Source organism: Streptomyces sp. NPDC001480 (assembly GCF_042894725.1).
Classification (GTDB): Bacteria; Actinomycetota; Actinomycetes; order Streptomycetales; family Streptomycetaceae; genus Streptomyces.
On the sequence record NZ_JBIAVX010000009.1, the window covers coordinates 383,234 to 401,655 of the forward strand.

The 18,422-nt window shown below is 70.2% G+C and carries 20 protein-coding genes and 3 pseudogenes; 14 read left to right on the plus strand and 9 right to left on the minus strand.

What is annotated here, in order from left to right; all coding sequences use genetic code 11:
• The first annotated feature begins 40 nt into the window (after positions 1-40).
• From ACFY01_RS24540 to ACFY01_RS24550, 3 genes are read left to right on the plus strand one after another with little or no spacing between them, the layout of a single operon-like run.
• Complete coding sequence (locus tag ACFY01_RS24540) at positions 41-973, plus strand: ABC transporter ATP-binding protein (RefSeq protein ID WP_390737860.1); 933 nt, start codon at positions 41-43, stop codon at positions 971-973.
• Positions 970-2,445, plus strand: coding sequence for a hypothetical protein (locus ACFY01_RS24545; protein ID WP_390737861.1), 1,476 nt, complete (start codon positions 970-972; stop codon positions 2,443-2,445). Before ACFY01_RS24540 ends, ACFY01_RS24545 begins: the two co-directional genes overlap by 4 nt.
• The gene (locus tag ACFY01_RS24550; RefSeq protein WP_390737862.1) at positions 2,442-3,209 is read left to right on the plus strand and encodes an ABC transporter permease; all 768 of its coding nucleotides are present in this window, start codon (positions 2,442-2,444) and stop codon (positions 3,207-3,209) included. Before ACFY01_RS24545 ends, ACFY01_RS24550 begins: the two co-directional genes overlap by 4 nt.
• Before the next feature lie 67 nt (positions 3,210-3,276).
• On the opposite strand, the gene ACFY01_RS24555 is transcribed toward ACFY01_RS24550, so the two are convergent.
• The 5 genes from ACFY01_RS24555 to ACFY01_RS24575 all read right to left on the minus strand — a co-directional run bounded on the left by ACFY01_RS24555 (position 3,277) and on the right by ACFY01_RS24575 (position 8,449).
• Entirely contained in the window at positions 3,277-3,657 is a 381-nt protein-coding gene (locus tag ACFY01_RS24555) for a VOC family protein (RefSeq protein ID WP_390737863.1), read from the minus strand.
• A gap of 15 nt (positions 3,658-3,672) precedes the next feature.
• On the minus strand, positions 3,673-4,440 hold the full coding sequence (locus ACFY01_RS24560; protein ID WP_390737942.1) for a class I SAM-dependent methyltransferase: 768 nt from the start codon (positions 4,438-4,440) through the stop codon (positions 3,673-3,675).
• Between the two features lie 175 nt (positions 4,441-4,615).
• Positions 4,616-6,076, minus strand: a complete 1,461-nt coding sequence (gene pntB, locus ACFY01_RS24565; RefSeq protein ID WP_390737864.1) for a Re/Si-specific NAD(P)(+) transhydrogenase subunit beta — start codon at positions 6,074-6,076, stop codon at positions 4,616-4,618.
• A 6-nt stretch (positions 6,077-6,082) separates the two neighbouring features.
• Positions 6,083-7,645, minus strand: coding sequence for a Re/Si-specific NAD(P)(+) transhydrogenase subunit alpha (locus ACFY01_RS24570; protein ID WP_390737865.1), 1,563 nt, complete (start codon positions 7,643-7,645; stop codon positions 6,083-6,085).
• Positions 7,646-7,855: 210 nt separating this feature from the next.
• Complete coding sequence (locus ACFY01_RS24575) at positions 7,856-8,449, minus strand: TetR/AcrR family transcriptional regulator (RefSeq protein ID WP_390737866.1); 594 nt, start codon at positions 8,447-8,449, stop codon at positions 7,856-7,858.
• Positions 8,450-8,541: 92 nt separating this feature from the next.
• Between ACFY01_RS24575 and ACFY01_RS24580 the strand changes: the two genes are divergently transcribed.
• Both ACFY01_RS24580 and ACFY01_RS24585 read left to right on the plus strand, forming a co-directional pair.
• Positions 8,542-8,955, plus strand: coding sequence for a DUF4345 domain-containing protein (locus ACFY01_RS24580; protein ID WP_390737867.1), 414 nt, complete (start codon positions 8,542-8,544; stop codon positions 8,953-8,955).
• A gap of 62 nt (positions 8,956-9,017) precedes the next feature.
• Positions 9,018-9,746: an SMI1/KNR4 family protein gene (locus ACFY01_RS24585; RefSeq protein ID WP_390737868.1), complete on the plus strand. Its 729-nt coding sequence runs from the start codon at positions 9,018-9,020 to the stop codon at positions 9,744-9,746.
• A 43-nt stretch (positions 9,747-9,789) separates the two neighbouring features.
• Here ACFY01_RS24585 and ACFY01_RS24590 read toward each other — a convergent pair whose 3' ends face one another.
• Positions 9,790-10,341, minus strand: coding sequence for a DinB family protein (locus ACFY01_RS24590; protein ID WP_390737869.1), 552 nt, complete (start codon positions 10,339-10,341; stop codon positions 9,790-9,792).
• A gap of 41 nt (positions 10,342-10,382) precedes the next feature.
• Positions 10,383-10,652, minus strand: coding sequence for a hypothetical protein (locus ACFY01_RS24595; RefSeq protein ID WP_390737870.1), 270 nt, complete (start codon positions 10,650-10,652; stop codon positions 10,383-10,385).
• Position 10,653: 1 nt separating this feature from the next.
• Between ACFY01_RS24595 and ACFY01_RS24600 the strand changes: the two are divergent.
• Positions 10,654-10,722 (plus strand): annotated as a pseudogene (locus ACFY01_RS24600) (hypothetical protein); the annotation flags it as partial.
• Between the two features lie 44 nt (positions 10,723-10,766).
• Positions 10,767-11,108 (plus strand): annotated as a pseudogene (locus ACFY01_RS24605) (undecaprenyl diphosphate synthase family protein); the annotation flags it as partial.
• Positions 11,109-11,243: 135 nt separating this feature from the next.
• Here the strand turns inward: ACFY01_RS24605 and ACFY01_RS24610 are convergent.
• Positions 11,244-11,696: pseudogene (locus tag ACFY01_RS24610) on the minus strand (NUDIX hydrolase); the annotation flags it as partial.
• On the opposite strand from ACFY01_RS24610, the gene ACFY01_RS24615 reads away from it, so the two are divergent.
• The 4 genes from ACFY01_RS24615 (at position 11,671) to ACFY01_RS24630 (ending at position 15,286) form a co-directional block, all read left to right on the plus strand.
• Positions 11,671-12,171 (plus strand): GNAT family N-acetyltransferase, encoded by a 501-nt coding sequence (locus ACFY01_RS24615; RefSeq protein WP_390737871.1) that lies wholly within the window; start codon positions 11,671-11,673, stop codon positions 12,169-12,171. The pseudogene ACFY01_RS24610 and the gene ACFY01_RS24615 sit on opposite strands and share 26 nt — an antisense overlap.
• A 68-nt stretch (positions 12,172-12,239) precedes the next feature.
• A complete protein-coding gene (locus tag ACFY01_RS24620) occupies positions 12,240-13,196 on the plus strand; it encodes a GlxA family transcriptional regulator (protein WP_390737872.1) in 957 nt (318 codons plus the stop codon).
• Between the two features lie 120 nt (positions 13,197-13,316).
• Positions 13,317-14,315 carry a type I glyceraldehyde-3-phosphate dehydrogenase gene (gene gap, locus ACFY01_RS24625; RefSeq protein ID WP_390737873.1) on the plus strand — a complete coding sequence of 333 codons (999 nt, stop codon included), beginning with the start codon at positions 13,317-13,319 and terminating at the stop codon, positions 14,313-14,315.
• Between the two features lie 71 nt (positions 14,316-14,386).
• Positions 14,387-15,286: a GNAT family N-acetyltransferase gene (locus tag ACFY01_RS24630; RefSeq protein ID WP_390737874.1), complete on the plus strand. Its 900-nt coding sequence runs from the start codon at positions 14,387-14,389 to the stop codon at positions 15,284-15,286.
• 14 nt (positions 15,287-15,300) lie between these two features.
• Here ACFY01_RS24630 and ACFY01_RS24635 read toward each other — a convergent pair whose 3' ends face one another.
• Complete coding sequence (locus tag ACFY01_RS24635; protein WP_390737875.1) at positions 15,301-15,888, minus strand: hypothetical protein; 588 nt, start codon at positions 15,886-15,888, stop codon at positions 15,301-15,303.
• 194 nt (positions 15,889-16,082) lie between these two features.
• Between ACFY01_RS24635 and ACFY01_RS24640 the strand changes: the two genes are divergently transcribed.
• The 3 genes from ACFY01_RS24640 to ACFY01_RS24650 all read left to right on the plus strand — a co-directional run bounded on the left by ACFY01_RS24640 (position 16,083) and on the right by ACFY01_RS24650 (position 18,418).
• Positions 16,083-17,003: a DMT family transporter gene (locus tag ACFY01_RS24640; protein ID WP_390737876.1), complete on the plus strand. Its 921-nt coding sequence runs from the start codon at positions 16,083-16,085 to the stop codon at positions 17,001-17,003.
• A 7-nt stretch (positions 17,004-17,010) separates the two neighbouring features.
• Positions 17,011-17,670 (plus strand): M15 family metallopeptidase, encoded by a 660-nt coding sequence (locus ACFY01_RS24645; protein ID WP_390737877.1) that lies wholly within the window; start codon positions 17,011-17,013, stop codon positions 17,668-17,670.
• A 214-nt stretch (positions 17,671-17,884) separates the two neighbouring features.
• On the plus strand, positions 17,885-18,418 hold the full coding sequence (locus ACFY01_RS24650; protein ID WP_390737878.1) for a GNAT family N-acetyltransferase: 534 nt from the start codon (positions 17,885-17,887) through the stop codon (positions 18,416-18,418).
• The last annotated feature ends 4 nt before the right edge of the window (positions 18,419-18,422 follow it).

The following is an 18,422-nucleotide window of genomic DNA, read 5'->3' on the forward strand; positions in this document are numbered from 1 at the left end:
GTACCGGGCTGTCACCGCCTTCGGCATACAAAACCGTGCCATGACTGATGCCACGATCGAGGTCACCGGGCTGCGGAAGCGGTACGGGTCGACAACAGCGCTGGACGGGATGACATTCACGGCCGGCCCGGGGCGGGTGACCGGCTTCGTCGGGCCCAACGGCGCCGGCAAGTCCACCACCATGCGGATCATTCTGGGTCTGCACACCGCCGACGCGGGCCGGGCCCTGGTGGGGGGCCGGCCCTACCGGTCCCTGCGCAGCCCGCTGCGGCACCTGGGCACGCTGCTGGACGCGTCCGCGCTGCACCCGGCCCGGACCGGACGCGACCACCTCCTGTGGCTGGCGCGGTCGCAGGGCCTGGGCCGCCGCCGCGTCGACGAGGTCGTCGAGCAGATGGGCCTGGTCTCGGCCAGCCGTCGCCCCGCCGGCGGGTACTCGTTGGGCATGCGGCAACGGCTCGGCATCGCCGCCGCGTTGCTGGCCGATCCGCCGGCGATCATGCTGGACGAGCCGTTCAACGGCATGGACCCCGAAGGCATCGTGTGGCTGCGCGGCTTCCTCCGTGATCTGGCCGGGCAGCGAAGGGCCGTGCTGGTGTCCAGTCACCTGATGAGCGAGCTGCAAGACATGGCCGACCACCTGGTGGTGGTCGGCCGCGGCAGGGTCATCGCCGACAGCAGCGTCACCGACCTGATCGCGGCCGCCTCCGGAGACCGGGTGCGGGTGCGTACCGGCGCGGCGCGGCGGGCGGCCGAGGCACTGTCCGCCGCGGGCGCCCAGGTGACCCACGCGGACACGGACGCACTCTCCGTGCGAGGGCTCGACGTTGAGCGGGTCGCCGCGGTGCTCACCGCCGGCGGGATGCCGTTCTCCGAACTCGCGCCCCACCGGGCCACCCTGGAAGAGGTGTACCTCGACTTGACCCGCGAGGCGGTCGAATACCGTGCCGCCACGACCGGAGCGGCGTCGTGAGCGGGCCGACGATGCCGCGTCTGGTGCGCGCGGAGTGGACCAAGTTCCGGTCGGTGCCCCGCTGGGTGCTCGGCAGCGCGGTCGCGGCCCTGATGATCGCGCTGTTCCCCCTCGCCGGGTTGAGCGGCGGGGCACCCGGACAGAAGTCGCCGATCCCGATCGAGCCGGACGGCGGACCGGTCGTCGACGCGTTCTACTTCGTGCACCGCCCCCTGCCCGGAGACGGCCGGATCACCGTCGCGGTCACCTCACTGACCTCCCCGGGCGCGGGAGCCGGGAGCGCGGCCGCACCATGGGCGAAAGCCGGGCTGATCATCACCGCGGGACCGGAGTCCGGCTCCCGCTACGCCGCGATCATGGTCACTGGTGGGCACGGGGTGCGGATGCAGCACGACTACCTCCACGACCGTGCCGGGCTGCCCGGGGCGGTGTCCCCCACCGCGGTGCGCCGGCTCCGGCTGACCCGCTCCGGTGACACGATCACCGGCGAAGCGTCGGCGGACGGTACTACCTGGAGCCGGATCGGCTCGGTTCGGTTGCCCGGTCACACCACTGTCCAGGCCGGCCTGTTCGTGGCCTGCCCGCAGCAGACGCGCGGTCCGGGCACGGCCCCCGACATGGCAACCGCCGAGTTCGGCCTCCCGGAACTGGCGGGTGGCTGGTCCGCCGGCACCTGGACCGGCGATCAGGAAGGAGCCCGGAGCGCCACCTTCTCCGGCTATCCGCCGGGCGGCAACGGCGGGTTCACCTCGACCGGCAGCGGATTCCGCGTGACCGGCGCCGGCGACCTCGCCCCGGCCACCCGCGGCGACCTGCCCGTCGCAGCCGCCGCCGGCGACCTGCTCGTCGGAACGTTCCCGGCGCTGATCGTGATCGTCGTCGTGGCCACCCTCATGATCACGACCGAGTACCGATACGGGCTGATCCGCAGCACACTGAGCGCCGCCACGCATCGGGGCCGGGTTCTCGTGGCCAAAGCCCTCGTGTTCGGCGGCGTCACGTTCGCCACGAGCCTGGCCACCACGGTCGTTTCGGTGCCGCTGTGGTTGCGGCTGGTGCGCGACCTCGGCCTCTACGTGTTCCCGGCCACGCCGGGCGTCCTGCTACGCGCCGAGGCGGGCACCGCCGCCGTGCTCGCCGTCACCGCCGTCCTCGCCCTGGGCGTCGGTACCGTACTGCGACGCAGCGCGACCGCGGTCACCACCGTCGTCGGGGCCACCGTGCTGCCGTACCTGCTGGCACTGATCCCGTTCCTGCCACCACCCATGGCGCAGTGGCTGACCCGGGTGACCCCCGCCGCCGCCCTGGCTGTGCAGCAGACCCTCACCCGCTACCCGCAGGTCGACAGCGTCTACACCCCCGCCAACGGCTACTACCCGCTGCCGCCCTGGGCCGGCCTGGCCGTGCTGTGCGGCTACACCGCGCTCACCCTCGCCCTGGCCGCCGTCCTGCTGCACCGGAGGGACGCATGAGCACCGCGCTGAACGCCGTACGTGCGGAGTGGACGAAACTGCGCAGCACGCCCGGCCCGGCGTGGCTGCTCCTGGCCACCGCGACGGTCACCGTGGCGCTGGGCGCCGCGGTGTCCGCCATCGCCACCTGCCCGCATGCCGGCTGCGGCATCGACGCCCCCCGGCTCGTCCTCAGCGGCGTGTACCTGGGGCAGGCCCCGGTCGCGGTGCTGGCCGTACTCACTGTCAGCGGCGAGTACAGCACCGCACTGATCCGCACCACCTTGACCGCTGTCCCGAGCCGCCCGACGGCTCTGGCCGCCAAGGCAGTTGTGCTCACCGTGACGGTGGCCGCCGTCGGGAGTCTCACCCTGCTCGCCTCCCTTGTGGTCGCCGGGACCGTCATGCCCCCTCACGGATACCCGCGCCTGTCACTCGGCGATGGACCCGTCCTGCGGGCCGGCGCCGGATCGGTGGCCTACCTGGTGCTCATCGCGGTCCTCAGCCTCGGCGTCGCGGCGGTCGTGCGTGACTCCGCCGCCGCGATCGGAACCGTTCTCGGACTGCTCTACCTCCCGCCGGTCCTCACCCGGACGGTGACCGACCCGCACCTGCACCGCCTGCTCGAACAGGTCGCACCGATGAGCGCCGGACTGGCCGTCCAAGCGACCACGGACCTACGCCAGTTGCCCATCGGCCCGTGGGCCGGCTTGGGCGTGCTCGCCGCGTGGTCAGCCGGCACACTCCTCGCCGGCACGATGCTGCTCCGTATGCGCGACACATGACCGCGTAGGCACCGGAGGCTGCCGGCCTGGGTGGTTCCTCCAGGCTCAGGGCCGGGGTACGGAGCCGTCAGAGCGGGTTGAGGCGGGACTTGAGCAGGCAGAACTCGTTGCCTTCGGGGTCGGCGAGAACGTGCCAGGACTCTTCGCCGGTCTGGCCGACGTCGGCCGGGCGCGCACCGAGCTTCAGGAGGCGTTCGAGCTCGGCGTCCTGGTCGCGGTCGGTGGCGTTGACGTCGATGTGCAGCCGGAGCCTCCCCTGCCGCGGCTCGTCCGTGCGGCTGAGGAAGATCGTCGGCTGCGGGCCGCCGAACCCTTCGCACGGCCCGATCTCGAGGCTGCCGTCCTCTTCGCGGTCGAGCACCACGAAGTCCAGGACCTCGCACCAGAACCGCGCCGGCACCTCGGGGTCGCGGCAACCGAGCACGAGCTCGCTGACACGACATGCCATTGGCGAACCCTCCTCTCAAGCGTGAGAACTGCCGGCGCTGCCTCGCCCAGCGGCCCGGCCTGGCCGCTGGGCGAGGAAGACGAACTCCCGGCCCGGGCGGTCAGGAGCTTCCCGCACATCGTCGACCACGTACCCCTGCGCGAGCAGGTCCGCCTCGACCTCCTCCCGCTCACGGAAGCGCAACGTCGAATCCGACGTCAGCACTTGCCCGTCCGCAGCGAACACGTACGTCCACCGAAACGTCACCAGCGGCCGGCTCACGTCGGTCACCTCGACCCAGCTCTCGACCGCGCCGACGCCGGGGATGTCCGTCACGCGGTGGGTATCCTCCCGGTTCCACTCCTCCCAGGCGCGCCTGGCCGGATCCCGGGTCTCGAACATGAGGCGCCCACCCGGCCTCAGGGATGCGTACGCCGTCCTCAGCGTTTCCTGCCAGACCTTCGGATCCACGATGGCCTGAGCCACGTTCGCCGTCATGGTCGTCAGATCGACCCGCAGCGGTGGCAGTGCCGACACGTCACCGCGGATCCATCGCACCCGTTCGCTGCCCGGCTTGCCCTTGGCCACCTCGATCGACGCCTCGGCGGGGTCGACCCCGACAACCTCGATCCCGCGATCAGCCAGGAGAAGGGCGAACACTCCTGTCCCGCAGCCGATGTCCAGCACGCGCCGTGCCTCGACCTCTTCGGCCATGTGGACGTACGCGTCGAGATCGCCGCGATCGGGGTCGAGCCGGTCGTAGATCGCGGCGAGCCGTGGATGCCCGAAGCACTCGTCAGCCATGTGGTCGAAGGTACGCGGCACCGGCTCCGCGGCTCCACTTGATACCGGTTCCAGGGGTACCGAACCAACGACCAGCGGCCCGGACAAAGGCTTGCCAGGTCGCCGAGGCCATGAATGGGGGGCTCGGCCGGCCGCGCCCCGCTTCAGGGGGCATCGCAACCGGCCGAGCCCCACGTCACCGGCCGGCCGCCGTCGCCTGGCGTGTGGCTCGGGTCGGCTCATGACCGTCATGGCTGCCGAGCGCGCGGAGGATTTCCTCGACGCTCTGCTTGGCATCGCCGAACAGCATGCTGCTGTTCTCCCGGAAGAAGAGCGGGTTCTGCACTCCCGCGTATCCGGAGGCCATGGAGCGCTTGAAGACGACGACTTGGTCCGCCTCCCAGACCCGCAGCACCGGCATGCCGGCGATCGGGCTGGCCGGGTCCTCGGTCGCGGCCGGGTTGACGGTGTCGTTCGCGCCGATGACCAGCACGACCGAGGTGTCGGCGAAGTCGTCGTTGATCTCGTCCATCTCCAGGACGATGTCGTAGGGGACCTTCGCCTCGGCCAGCAGGACGTTCATGTGCCCGGGCAGCCGCCCGGCGACGGGGTGGACACCGAAGCGGACCTCGACGCCCCGCTCGCGCAACCGGCGCGTCAGCTCCGCCACGGGGTGCTGGGCTTGGGCGACGGCCATGCCGTATCCGGGAGTGATGATCACCGAGCGGGCCCGGGCAAGCATCTCGGCCGCCTCCGCGGCCCGCACTTCCCGATGTTCGCCCTGTTCCTCCTCGCGACCGGACGGCGCCTCGATGCCGAAACCGCCCGCGATGACAGAGAGGAAGGACCGGTTCATGGCCTTGCACATGATGTAGGACAGGTAGGCGCCGGAGGAGCCCACCAACGCGCCCGTGACGATGAGCAGGTTGTTGTCGAGCAGGAAGCCGGCCGCGGCCGCCGCCCAGCCCGAGTAGCTGTTCAGCATGGAGACGACCACGGGCATGTCGCCGCCGCCGATCGCGGCGACCAGGTGCCAGCCGAGCGCCAGCGCCAGCACCGTCACCGCGATCATCAGTACCCGGTTCGGGCTGATGGTGAACCAGACGGTCAGCACCACGAAGGCACCGAGCGCGCCGAGGTTCAGCCCGTTCTTGCCCGGCAGCATGAGCGGACGGGACTTGATGCGCGCCGAGAGCTTCAGGAAGGCGACGATCGAGCCGGTGAAGGTGACCGCGCCGATGAAGACGCCGATGAAGACCTCTGCGTGGTGGATGCCGAGCAGGTCGGACCCGATCCGGGTCTGCGCCGTGCCGTGCGCTTCCACCTCCAGGTAGCTGTTCCAGCCGACCAGCACCGCGGCGAGGCCGACGAAGCTGTGCAGCACCGCGATCAGTTCGGGCATCTGTGTCATCTCTACACGGCGGGCCCGCCACAGGCCGATCGCCGCGCCGAGCGCCATCGCCAGCAGGATCAGGGCCCCGGCGGTGATGCTCCGCGCCGCCACCACGACCGTGGCGACCAGTGCGAGGGCCATGCCGGCGATGCCGTAGACGACGCCGGCGCGGGACGTGCGGTGCTGGGACAGGCCGGCCAGGCTGAGGATGAACAACAGGGCGGCGACCAGGTCGGCAGCGTGGGAGGCCGTCAGTGAGGTCATCTCGGCTCAGCCTTTCGAGAACATGGACAGCATGCGGCGGGTGACGGCGAAACCTCCGAAGATGTTCACGCTCGTCAGCAGGATCGCCACGAAGGACAGCGCGGTGACGATCCGGCTCTCGTGTCCGATCTGGAGCAGGGCACCGATCACGACGATCCCGGAGATCGCGTTGGTCACCGACATCAGAGGCGTGTGCAGCGCGTGGTGCACCTTGCCGATGACGTAGTAGCCGATCACGACTGCCAGGGAGAACACCGTGAAGTTCCCGGCGAGTTGGGCGGGTGCGAAGGCCACCAGCAGAAACATGGCGAGCATGCCGAGCGCGATCAGGCCGTAGCGCCGCGCGGGCGCCGGCTTCGGTTGCCTCGGGTCGGGTTCGGGTGCGGCGGGCACGGTGTCGGTCGGCGCGGCGGGCGCGGCCGAGACCGGCACGTGCGGGGGCGGCCAGGTGACCTCGCCGTTGCGTACCACGGTCACGGCCCGTTGCACGACGTCGTCGAAGTCGATCGTCAGCTGCCCGTCCTTGCCGGGTGTGAGCAGCTTCAGCAGGTTCGCCAGGTTGGTGCCGAAGAGCTGCGAGGCCTGGGCGGGCAGCCGGGCGGCGAGGTCGGTGTAGCCGATGATGGTGACACCGTTGTCCGTGACCACCGCGCGCCCCGGTACGGTTCCCTCGACGTTGCCGCCCTGGGCCGCGGCCATGTCGACGATGACGCTGCCCGGCCGCATGACGGCCACGTCCTCGGCGGACAGCAGACGCGGCGCCGGCCGGCCCGGGATCAGCGCGGTGGTGATCACGATGTCCACGTCCTCGGCCTGCCGGTGGTAGAGCTCGGCGGCGGCACGGTCGTAGTCGGCGGAGGTCGCCTTGGCGTAGCCGTCGGTGCTTCTCTCCTGGGCGACGTCCACCGGGAGGTATTCGCCGCCCAGCGACTTCACCTGGTCGGCGACCTCGGGGCGCGGGTCGGTGGCCCGCACGATCGCGCCGAGGCTGGAGGCGGCGCCGATCGCCGCCAGTCCGGCCACGCCCACACCGGCGACCAGCACCTTCGCCGGTGGCACCTTGCCCGCCGCGGTGACCTGGCCGGTGAAGAACCGGCCGAAGGTGTGCGCGGCCTCGACGACCGCCCGGTAGCCGGCGATGTTCGCCATGGACGACAGCACGTCCATCGACTGGGCCCGCGAGATGCGTGGTACGGCGTCCAGCGCCAGCGCGGTCACCCCGGCGGCAGCCAGTGTCCGAAGCAGCTCGGGCCTTTGTGCCGGGGTCAGCAGGGCGACCACCGTCGCGCCCTCCCGCAGCTGGGTGATCTCCGTGTCGGAGGGAGGGTTCACTTTCAGGACGACATCCGCGTTCCAGGCCTGGCCGATCTCGGCGCCGGTATCGAGGTAGGTCTGGTCGCCGAAGCCGGAGGCCGCGCCGGCCCCGGACTCCACCACCACCTCGTAACCGAGGCCGAGCAGTTGACGCACCGTCGTCGGCGTCGCCGCCACACGGGTCTCTCCGGAAACGGACTCGACCACGACGCCGACGCGCTGGGGTGGGTGTTGCGCAGATTCTTGTGCAGACATGTCTCGTGTTCTCTCCCAGGAGGAAGGGGCTACGGGCATCCGCGTTCAAAAGGCGTCCACGTTCAAGTAGCGCCCACGTTCAAGTAGCGCCCGCGTTCAAGTAGCGCCCACGTTCGAAGAGCGGCCACAGAAATCGTTCCCATGGACGCGAGCCGCAGGAAACCTACCCGTCGGAGTCCCCCGACCCGACACATACGGCCCCGATGAATTTCACTCGGGGTCGTCGGCGAGCAGTGGCCGGAGGGCGCCGAGCAGCGCGCCGACGCAGGTGTCGCGGAGTTGGGTACGGGTGCAGGTCTCCCGGGTGAGCCAGTCGACGCAGAGGACCTGGACGAAGACCAGCCAGCTCTTCAGGACGGCGGACACTGCCTCGCGGGCGCTTTCGTCCGCGAGTGGGAGTACGGCCAGCAGCCGCGTACGGAGTGCGTCCAGTTCGCTGGTCATGATCGACTGAATCACCGGGTCGCCCGCGAGAACCCGGTTGGCGGCGAGGACGGCGTTGCGGTTGGCCGTGAAGTAGTCGAGGTGGACGTCCATGCCCTGGACGAGCTGTTCCTCCAGGGAGTCGGCGGGGTCGAGCCGGGTCTCGGCGAGCAGTTGGTCCGCCGCCTGCTGGTAGACGGCCGCGAAGAGGGCGTGCTTGCTGGGGAAGTGGCGGTAGAGCAGGGCCCGGGAGATGCCGGCCTCTTTGGCGACTTCCTCCATCAGTACGTCGTCGTAGGGGCGTGCGGCGAAGAGCCGCGCTCCGACGGCGAGGAGCTGGGCGCGGCGATCGGTGGGGCTGAGTCGCTGGCGGGGCGGCATGGACGCAGATTACTTGACATGTGTCTACTGGCACACCCAGTCTAGTAGACGCATGTCAACTAAGGATCTGTCGGGCGCGTTGGGGAGGGACCATGGCAAGGGCTCTTCGGGTACTCGCACAGCTGATGGGCTGGTCATGCGTGGTGATCGGTGTGTTTCACGTGGTGCTCGGCAACGCGGCGATCCCCGGCGCGGGTTCCGCCGGCACGACGGTCGACAGCTGGGGCCGGTTCATGGGGGCCAGTTTCGTCGGCTACGGGCTGGCCTGGCTCTGGGTCGCTCGGCAGCGGCCTGTCCCGGCCCAGGCAGTGCGGTGGCTGGCCGGCGTCTTCCTGCTGGGCGGGGTGGGTCGGCTGATCTCGCTCGCTGTGCACGGCTGGCCGCAGTGGTTCCAGACCGCGCTGGCGGTGATCGAGCTCGGCCTGCCGCCTGTCTTCTTCTGGCTGGCCGCCGCCGGGGAACGAGCTTGGCGCGGCGAGGCGGGGACCCTGCCCGCCGGGCGATGAACACGCCGCGACCGAATCACGTGTGGATCAAGTAGGGCCAACCGGCCGGATATCGTCCTGGCATGACACAAGAGTTCGACCTCGCTGCGTCTCTCGCCCGAGGCGTCGAGAGCCGCAGTGACGCATGGAGCTTCGTCCAGGGCTTCGCCGCCCATTGGGCCGGCGCCCTGGAGAGCGGTGACGGATGGACGCGGGCCGATCTCGACGCCGCCGAGGAGCGGCTGGGTTTGCGGCTGCCCGTCGCGATGCGCGAGGCATATCTGCTGTTCGGGCGCCGGAAGGAACTCACCAGCAATCACGATGTGCTGCTCAGCCCGGCCGAGCTGTATGTGGATGACGCCGAGGAGGCTCTGGTCTTCCGTCACGAGAACCAGGGAGCCGCGTCCTGGGGCATCCTCCTCGACAGCCTCCAGGATGACGACCCCGCGGTGTTCGTCCGGCTCGACCTCGCCGACAAGAGCGCAGAACGGTGGGAGGACTGGCTGGAGCGTGTGTCCCTCTGCTTCGTCGAGATCGTTCTGTCCGAGTCCCTGCATGCCGGTGCGGAGCTCTGTGACTTTCTTGACCCGGATGACGACAGCATCGAGCTGCTGGAGGCGAGTTCCGTCCGGCTGCCGTTTCCGGCCTATCCCCCCGGTGAGGAGGCGAACGGGACCCGATGGTTCCTGGGCCAGGACGTCCTGCTGCGCGACGACGACGGCATGGCCGTTCTGGCCCGTGGCCGGACGGTGGAGGACCTCGACCGCGTTCGTGACCTGATTCCGGGCGAGTGGCTCAACGACTGTCGCTGACCACGGCCCTTAGGTTCGTACCCAGCAAGCCGCTGAGCGGGCTTCACATGCCGATCGCTCCGTCGATGCGCTCGCGGAGCAGGTCCGCGTGGCCGTTGTGGCGGGCGTATTCCTCGATCATGTGGATGAGGACCCAGCGCAGCGACACCGTTCCGCGCCAGGAGTCGTCCCCCTCGACGTCCAGGCCGGGGGCCGCGGTGACGAACTGTTCGGCGAAGGCCACCTCGGTGCGCCAGGCCTCCCACGCCGCCGCGACGGCCCCGGGGTCGTCCGTGGCGCCGTCGAAGTCCCCGTCGGGGTCTGCCTTCGAGGAGAAGAGCGCCGGCGCGTCCTGCCCGGCCAGGACCCGCCGGAACCAGCGACGTTCCACTTCGGCGAGGTGTCGGACCAGGCCGAGCAGCGAGAGCGTGGACGGCTCCACGGACCGCAGGGACAACTCCGGGCCCAGGCCTGAGCACTTCAGCCGCAACGTGGTGCGCTGGGCACGCAGGACATCGACGAGCATGCGCCGTTCGTCGCCGGTCGTCGGTCCGGTGAACCGGCCGGCACCGTCGGCGCCGCCGAACAGTTCGCCTCGTCTGGTGGGATCGCTCATGTCCGCCCTTCAGTTCGCTGGTACGAGAGCCATGGATGCCGTCAGAGCTTCACGGCGTGCAGGATCCGCATGCCCCGTGAGTCGACCGTGTCGTGTCGGACGTCCAGTCCCGCCGCCAGGCACTGCTCGGCCAGCCAGACGGACGCGATCCGGACGGAACAGTGCCGCTCACCAGACTCCTCTACGCCCTCTACGCTCGCCGACTGCGCCACCAGGTCAGGGGCGGACCACTGCCCGAACACGTCGGGCTGATCATGGCACGTCGACGACGTGCTGTCCTGGTGCGAGACGCTGGGGATCAGGCACGTCACGGTGTTCCTCTGCTCCACCGAGAACCTCGCCCGCCGTGACAACAGTGAGGTCGCCCTCCTCATGCAGCTGATCGAGCAAGTCATGACCGCCAGGCTCGCTCAGTCGGAAGCCTGTTGGCGGGTGCACGTCGCCGAACCCTCGACGCTCTCCCCCACACCACCGCACACGCTCTCAAGAACGTGGTGGAAGCGACCCGGGATTTTTCCGCTGGCGCGCACGTCACCGTCGCCATCGGCTACGGCGGCCGGCAGGAGGTCATCGACGCCATGCGGGAGCTGCTGAACGAGCGTGCCGAAGCAGGGCAGTCACTGGCCGAACTGGCGGCGAGCCTGACCGCGGACGACATCACCCGGCACCTGTACACGGCAGGGCGGCCCGACCCCGACCTGGTCATCCGCACCAGTGGGGAGCGACGGCTGTCGAACTTCCTGCTCTGGCAGAGCGCCTACGCCGAACCCAGCTTCACGCGTAGACGGGCCCGGGCGATCTTGCACGGCTCGTGCGATGAGGTCGTGGATCAGAAACTCTCCGGGGGCACGGTTCTCCTTGAGGCGGTCGAGGTTGTCGGGGCTGAACCAGCCATGGGCCGAGTGCTTGGACCACTCCAGAACCGGATGGGCCAAGTCGCCTTCGACGTCCACGAGATAGTCCGCCTCATGACGGAGTCCGCCGCCGTCGTCGCCCTGCCATGTGGTGGTGCCCAGGAACCGCCGCACATGGCGCAGGCGCCAGCCGGTTTCTTCCTCGATCTCTCGCGCGAGAGCCTCAAGGAGGGTCTCCCCGGGCTCGACATGGCCGCCGACGATGTCCCAGGTGTCAGGAAAGAGGCGGCGGTTCGGGCTGCGCTTCTGGGCGAAGGCTTCGCCGTCGTGGTTGAGGATGACAGCCCCGACGGTCCAGAGCTCGCCAGGCGCGGGAACGGGCTGCTCGACGTCGTGGTCCACGCTGAGAGGCCGGCTGTGTGCGGGCATGGCCGACAGCTTAAGCCCGTGTACCGGTGTATGGGATGCTGACGTGATGTCTGATCGACGTGAGGTCGTCATCGCCCGCTGGCCGGCTCAGGGCCCTTCCGATCAGGGTGGACTGGCCGCTCTGCTGGCGGCCTACCATCTGCGGACGCAGGCCGAGAAGGGTGAGGCCGTCGCTGACGTGGACGGGTTGCCGGACCGCTACCGGGCAGAGGTGCTGGACCCGCGAACCGCGTTCGCCGACGATGTCGTGCTGGTGGCGCTGAGCGAGGACACGGTCGTGGGCTGTCTGGTCGTGACCGCTTCCGTCGCCGGGCGGTGCGAGGTCAAGAGACTCTGGACGGTTCCCGGGTTTCGAGGCCAGGGCATCGCGTCCCGCCTGGTCGACGCCGCGCTCGCGTACGCGGCGGACAGCGGTGTCAGCACGGTGCGGCTGTCCGTGTGGCAGTGGCGCTCGGGTGCTGTCGCCCTGTACGAGCGGCTCGGCTTCACCGTCACGGAGTCGTGGGACGAGCGGAGTCAACTGGTGTGTATGGAGCGTGCCGTGTAAGTTCTCCGCGCCGCAGCGTCGTCGGTGCGGACGAGTGGCCCGGCCCATGTCCTCGTATCCTGTGTCCCGTGTTGTCCTCCCGTCTGCGTCGCGTCGCCGTCCTGGTGCTCGAGGGTGCGAAGCCGCTGGATGTCGGGATTCCCGCGCAGGTGTTCACGACCCGGGCGAGCATGCCGTACGAGGTGCGGGTGTGCGGTGCGGCGCCCGGGCTGGTGACCGGCGGCGACGGCCTGGCGTACCACGTGGCCCACGGCCTCGACGCACTCGAGTGGGCCGACGTCGTCTTCGTCCCCGGCTATCGGTTCCCGGACCGCGACGACCCGCCGCAGGCCGTCGTCGATGCGCTGATCGCCGCACACGACCGGGGCACACGGCTTGCCGCCATCTCGACGGGGGCCTTCGCGCTCGCCCGCACGGGTCTGCTCGACGGCAGGCGCGCCACGACGCACTGGCATTACGCACGGGCGCTCGCGCGGAAGCATCCGCTCGTCCGCGTCGACGAGAACGTCCTGTTCGTCGACGAGGGCAGTGTGCTGACGTCGGCCGGCGCCGCCTCGGGCATCGACCTGTGCCTGCACATCCTGCGGGGCGACCTCGGGGTGGCCGCGTCGAACCACGCGGCCCGGCGCCTGGTCGCGGCCCCGTACCGCAGTGGCGGTCAGGCGCAGTACGTGCCGCGCAGCGTGCCCGAGCCGCTGGGCGAACGGTTCGCCGCCACCCGCGAATGGGCCCTGCGCCGGCTCGGCGACCCCCTCGGCCTCGAAGCCCTCGCCCAGCACGCGGCGGTCTCACCGCGCACGTTCTCGCGGCGCTTCGTCGAGGACACCGGGTACACGCCGATGCAGTGGGTCATGCGTGCCCGTATCGACCTGGCCCGTGAGCTGCTCGAACGATCGGAGCGCAGCGTCGAGCAGATCGCGAACGACGTCGGTCTCGGCACCGGTGCGAATCTGCGGATGCACTTCCAGCGCATCCTCGGCACCACTCCCAGCGAGTACCGGCGCACCTTCACCCGGGGCGAGTAGCCCGCCGCAGGGCGTCGGGCCGCGGCGTCTGGCGCGATCCTTGCGAACCGTGGCGCTCACGCCAGGGCCACGGCCCGGTTCCGCACGCGAGGCTGGTGCCGAACCGAAAGGACGCCACACATGACTCGCATCGCCATCAACGGATTCGGCCGAATCGGGCGCAACGTGCTGCGCGCACTGCTGGAGCGCGGCAGCGACTTCGAGATCGTCGCAGTCAACGACCTCACCGAGCCCGCCACCCTCGCCCGGCTCCTCGCCTACGACACGACAGCCGGACGGCTCGGCCGTCCGGTGACCGTCGACGGGGACGCTCTCGTCGTCGACGGCCGACGCATCACGGTGCTCGCCGAGCGCGAGCCGGCGCGGCTGCCGTGGGCCGAGCTCGGCGTCGACATCGTGCTGGAGGCCACGGGCCGGTTCACGTCGGCCAAGGCCGCCCGCGCCCACCTGGACGCGGGAGCGGCCAAGGTGCTCGTGAGCGCGCCGTCGGACGGCGCCGACGTCACGCTCGCGTACGGGGTCAACACCGAGGCGTACGACCCGGTCGTGCACACGATCGTCTCGAACGCCTCGTGCACGACCAACGCGCTGGCACCGCTGGCCGCGGTGCTCGACGAACTCGCCGGCATCGAGCACGGCTTCATGACCACGGTGCACGCCTACACGCAGGAGCAGAATCTTCAGGACGGCCCGCACCGTGACGCCCGCCGCGCCCGTGCCGCCGCCGTCAACATCGTGCCGACCACGACGGGCGCCGCCAAGGCGATCGGACTCGTGCTGCCCAACCTCGACGGCAAGCTGTCGGGCGACTCGATCCGCGTGCCGGTGCCGGTCGGCTCGATCGTGGAGCTCAACACCACCGTCGCCCGCGATGTGACCCGCGACGACGTGCTGGCCGCGTACCGCGCTGCCGCGCAGGGCCGGCTCGCCGGCATCCTCGAGTACTCCGACGACCCGCTCGTGTCGTCCGACATCGTCGGCAACCCCGCCTCGTCGATCTTCGACGCGGCCCTCACCCGCGTCGACGGCCGCCACGTCAAGGTGGTCGCCTGGTACGACAACGAGTGGGGCTTCTCCAACCGCGTGATCGACACGCTGGAACTCCTCGCCGCACGCTGACCGGCCCCGAGCACCCAAGGGGTCGCCCGCCCCGCTGGCACCGGACGGGATTCTCTGACTACAGTCAGAGAATGGATGGGGAGCAGATCGAGCAGAACGAGCAGGTCCGGCGGTTCAACCGCACCGTGACCGAACGCTTGGGGGTACTGCACGATCGCTACCTCGGCCGCGACCGGCCGATCGGCGAGGCCCGGCTGCTGTGGGAGGTCGGCGAGGAGGGCCGGGACGTTCGCCGGCTGCGTGAGCGTCTCGGGCTCGACTCCGGTTACGTCAGCCGGCTGCTGCGCTCCCTGGAGACGGGCGGTCTGGTGACGGTGGAGCCGCAACCGGAGGACCGACGCGTGCGCACGGTCCGGCTCACCGACGCCGGCCGTGCTGAGCGCGCCCTGCTAGATCGCCGTAGCGACGAGCTGGCCGGCTCCCTCCTCGAGCCGCTCAACGAGGCCCAGCGCGCCAGGCTCGTCGCAGCCATGGCCGAGGTCGACCGGTTGCTGACCGCCGCAACGGTCACCCTTGACGCCGTCGACCCCGATCACGCGGACGCCCAGCACTGCCTTCGGTCGTATTACACCGAGTTGCAGGAGCGCTTCGAGACCGGCTTCGACCCCACCCGGAGTCTGCTGCCCGACGCCGGTGAACTCCGTCCGCCGCACGGACTGTTCCTCGTCGCCCGGCTGCGGGGCGAGCCGGTCGGCTGCGCCGGTCTCAAGCTGCCGCCCCGGGCGCCGGCCGAGATCAAACGCATGTGGGTCGCACCCGGCGCCCGGGGCCTCGGACTCGGCCGCAGGTTCCTGACCGAACTGGAGGCCAGGGCCGTGCGGAACGGTCGTGACGTACTGCGCCTGGACACCAACAAGGCGCTCACCGCCGCGATCGGGCTGTACCACTCCCAGGGCTTCCGGGAGGTCCCCGCCTTCAACCACGAGCCGTACGCCCACCACTGGTTCGAGAAGCGGATCGCCACTGGGTGATCAAGCGGTGGGCGTCAGCCCGTCGCAGCGGACTTCTGACCGGACGGGGTGACTGCGTACCACTCCTCGCCCCTGCCCTGGCCGTTCATCTGGCCGGCCTTCGTGTCGCCCACGTACCGGTACAGCGGCCAGCCGGCGAGGGTGAGCTGCTTCATCCCGTTCCGGTGAACCGTGCCGAGAAGACCCTGCTCGACCCCCGAGGTCCGTACGGAATCCTGCACGATGACGGGCATCCACGTCTGGGTGCACGCACCGGAACACGTCCACTTGGAGGGCGTCGCCTGGTCCTTGCTGTAGCGGTAGAGGGTCATCCCCTTGTCGTCGGTGACGACGCTGCCCGTGCCCTTCGTCGCCTTGGCCGTCACCATGGTGGTTGTGGCCAGCTGTCCGCTCCCGGAGTTGCCGCCGGCGGCCGGTGTGCTGGCAGCCGGTAAGGAACTGGCCGGTGCGGAGGTCGCGGGATCCGAAGCGGCCGTGGCGACCGGGGTGGCCTGGCCGGGGCTCGTTCCGGACCCGTTGTCGGTCGAGGAACCGCACGCCCCCAGCAGGAGCGCGGACGCCAGCCCTGCGGCCGAGGCGAGGACGATGCGTTGCGGGTTCAAGGAGTCACCCTTCGTCGGGAGGCGCATCTTCTTACCCCCTAGGTACGTCGCGTGACTCACCGGGCTCTCAGCCGCCGCCACCACATGACGCAGTCTTGACCATCGCCGTGCTCCCTCGGGCCCACAGCCGGCCCGCTACGGCGGGGCCCGCAAAATCATGTGACGGGTAGCGCCCGATCGTCGAGAATCCACGCGTGGTCACCCTCAACGTCGGCAGTACCGAACGCGGTCCGTTCCCCCGGTCCTCGGTGTCGGCGTCGGCAGGGCGTGCCTTCGGCGCGATTCCGCCGACGGCACTGGTCCTGCTCGGCATCGTCAGCGTTCAGGTGGGGTCGGCGTTGGCCAAGCACCTGTTCACCGCGGTGGGAAGCTTCGGGACGGTCGCGTTGCGGCTGTTGTTCGCCGCGGCGGTGCTGACGCTGCTGTGGCGGCCGTCCCTGCGCATGAGCCGTCGCGCGTGGACAGTGGTGCTGGGCTACGGCGTGATCCTCGGCTCGATGAACCTGTGCTTCTACCTGGCGCTGGCCCGGATCCCGCTGGGGATCGCGGTGACCATCGAGTTCCTCGGGCCGCTGCTGGTGGCCCTGGCCGGGTCGCGCCGATGGCTGGACGCTTTCTGGGCCCTGCTCGCGGCCGGCGGTGTGATCCTGCTGATGGAGGGACGCGGCGACCTCGACCTTGCCGGTTTCCTCTTCGCCCTCGCCGCAGGAACGTGCTGGGGCCTGTACATCCTGGTCGGTGCGGCGCTGGGCCGTCACACCACGGAAGGCAATGGTCTGGCTCTGGGAATGGCCGTCGCGGCGCTGGTGGCTGTGCCGTTCGGCGTGGCGGACAGCGGAACGGCGCTGATGCAGCCGTGGGTTCTGGTGGCGGGGCTGGGCGTGGCACTGTTGTCGTCGGTGATCCCGTACTCGCTGGACCTGGAAGCACTGCGCAGGATCCCACCGCGTGTGTTCGGCATCCTGATGAGCCTCGAACCGGCGATGGCGGCCCTCATCGGCCTCATCGTGCTCCAGGAGTCGTTGCACTGGTCGCAGTGGATCGCGGTGCTGTGCGTGGTGGCGGCATCGGCGGGCGCCGCGCGCGGCGACCACTCAGTGGGTGATCGGCAATGATCGACACATGAACGAATTCGTGCTGATGTCGGATCCGCAGGTCGCGGCGATCCCGATAGCCGACTGCGGCGAACCACTCGTCGACGTCCGGTTCGACGGGTCCCTCGCCGTCGACGCCCGCAGGGCGGATGACACAGGGGCGTTCGCGCATCTGCGAGAAGGAGTCGTGAACCGTCTTCTGAGCGCTCAGGAGTTACTCCCGGACGGCATGCGTCTGCTGTTCGTCGAGGGGTACCGGCCGCCCCCGCTACAGCGCCGGTACTTCGAGCGCTACGCCGACGAACTGCGCGCCGACAACCCGCACTGGACGCCGGTGCGGGTCCGCGAGGCCGCAAGCCGGTACGTCTCGCCACCGGAGATCGCGCCGCACAGTGCGGGCGCTGCGGTGGACCTCACCCTCTTGTCCGCCGACGGCAGAGAGCTCGACATGGGAACCCGGGTGAACGCCAACCCGGAAGAGAGCGACGGCGCGTGCTACACCGACGCCGAGAACATCGGTCCTGAGGCTCGGGCCCACCGCCGGGTGCTCGGTGCCGCGTTGACGGCTGTCGGCCTGGTCAACTACCCCACCGAGTGGTGGCACTGGTCCTTCGGGGATCGCTACTGGGCTCTTTCCAGCGGAGTCGACAGCGCGATGTACGGGCCACGACCGCTCGGCCGAGACTGACGCACTGTTCCTGGGCCGAGAGACCGGGCGCAGACGCCATGCTCGTACACGACTTCTGGCCGGATCCGTGGGCGGCCGCCCGGGAAACTGGAACACCCCCCGCAGGTGGTGCCCACCGCCGAGGCCGACGCGCTGTGGGCCGCGTTCGGGGAGGTCCTGCACAGGGCCCTCGAACGACCGGCACCGAGCCTGGCGAGTACGGGATCATGTGGGGATGGCTGATCATCTGTCGCCCACGTCACCGACCACAGTCCGGCTCACGCGGTACACGAAGACCGAGCAGAGCGAAATCCTCGGCGACGGCGCCGATCCCTTCGGCGTCGCCCACGCCGGCCTGACCTGGCTGCCCAAGGAGGAGCACTTCGGCATCAGGCTGGGTGACCGCCTCGTGGCCCACGCCGGCCTGCGCAGACTGCCCATGTCGATCGGCGGTGTCGGCACCGAGGTGGTGGGCGTCGGCGGAGTGGCCGTCGCGCCTGACCTACGGGGTCGAGGACTCGCCCGGCTGGTCGTCGCGGCGGCACTGGATCATGCGCGTACGCTGGGGCCGCGGCATGGGCTCCTGTTCTGCCGACAGCCTCTCGTCCCGCTCTACGAGCGGCTCGGCTGGCGAGCGCTGGACGAGGACGTCCATGTCGAGCAGCACGAGGGACCCGTGCTCATGCCGCTGCGGACCATGTGGATCCCCCTGCACGAGGGCGCCGACTGGCCGAGCGGAGCGGTGCGCCTGCTTTCGTTCCCCATGTGATGGC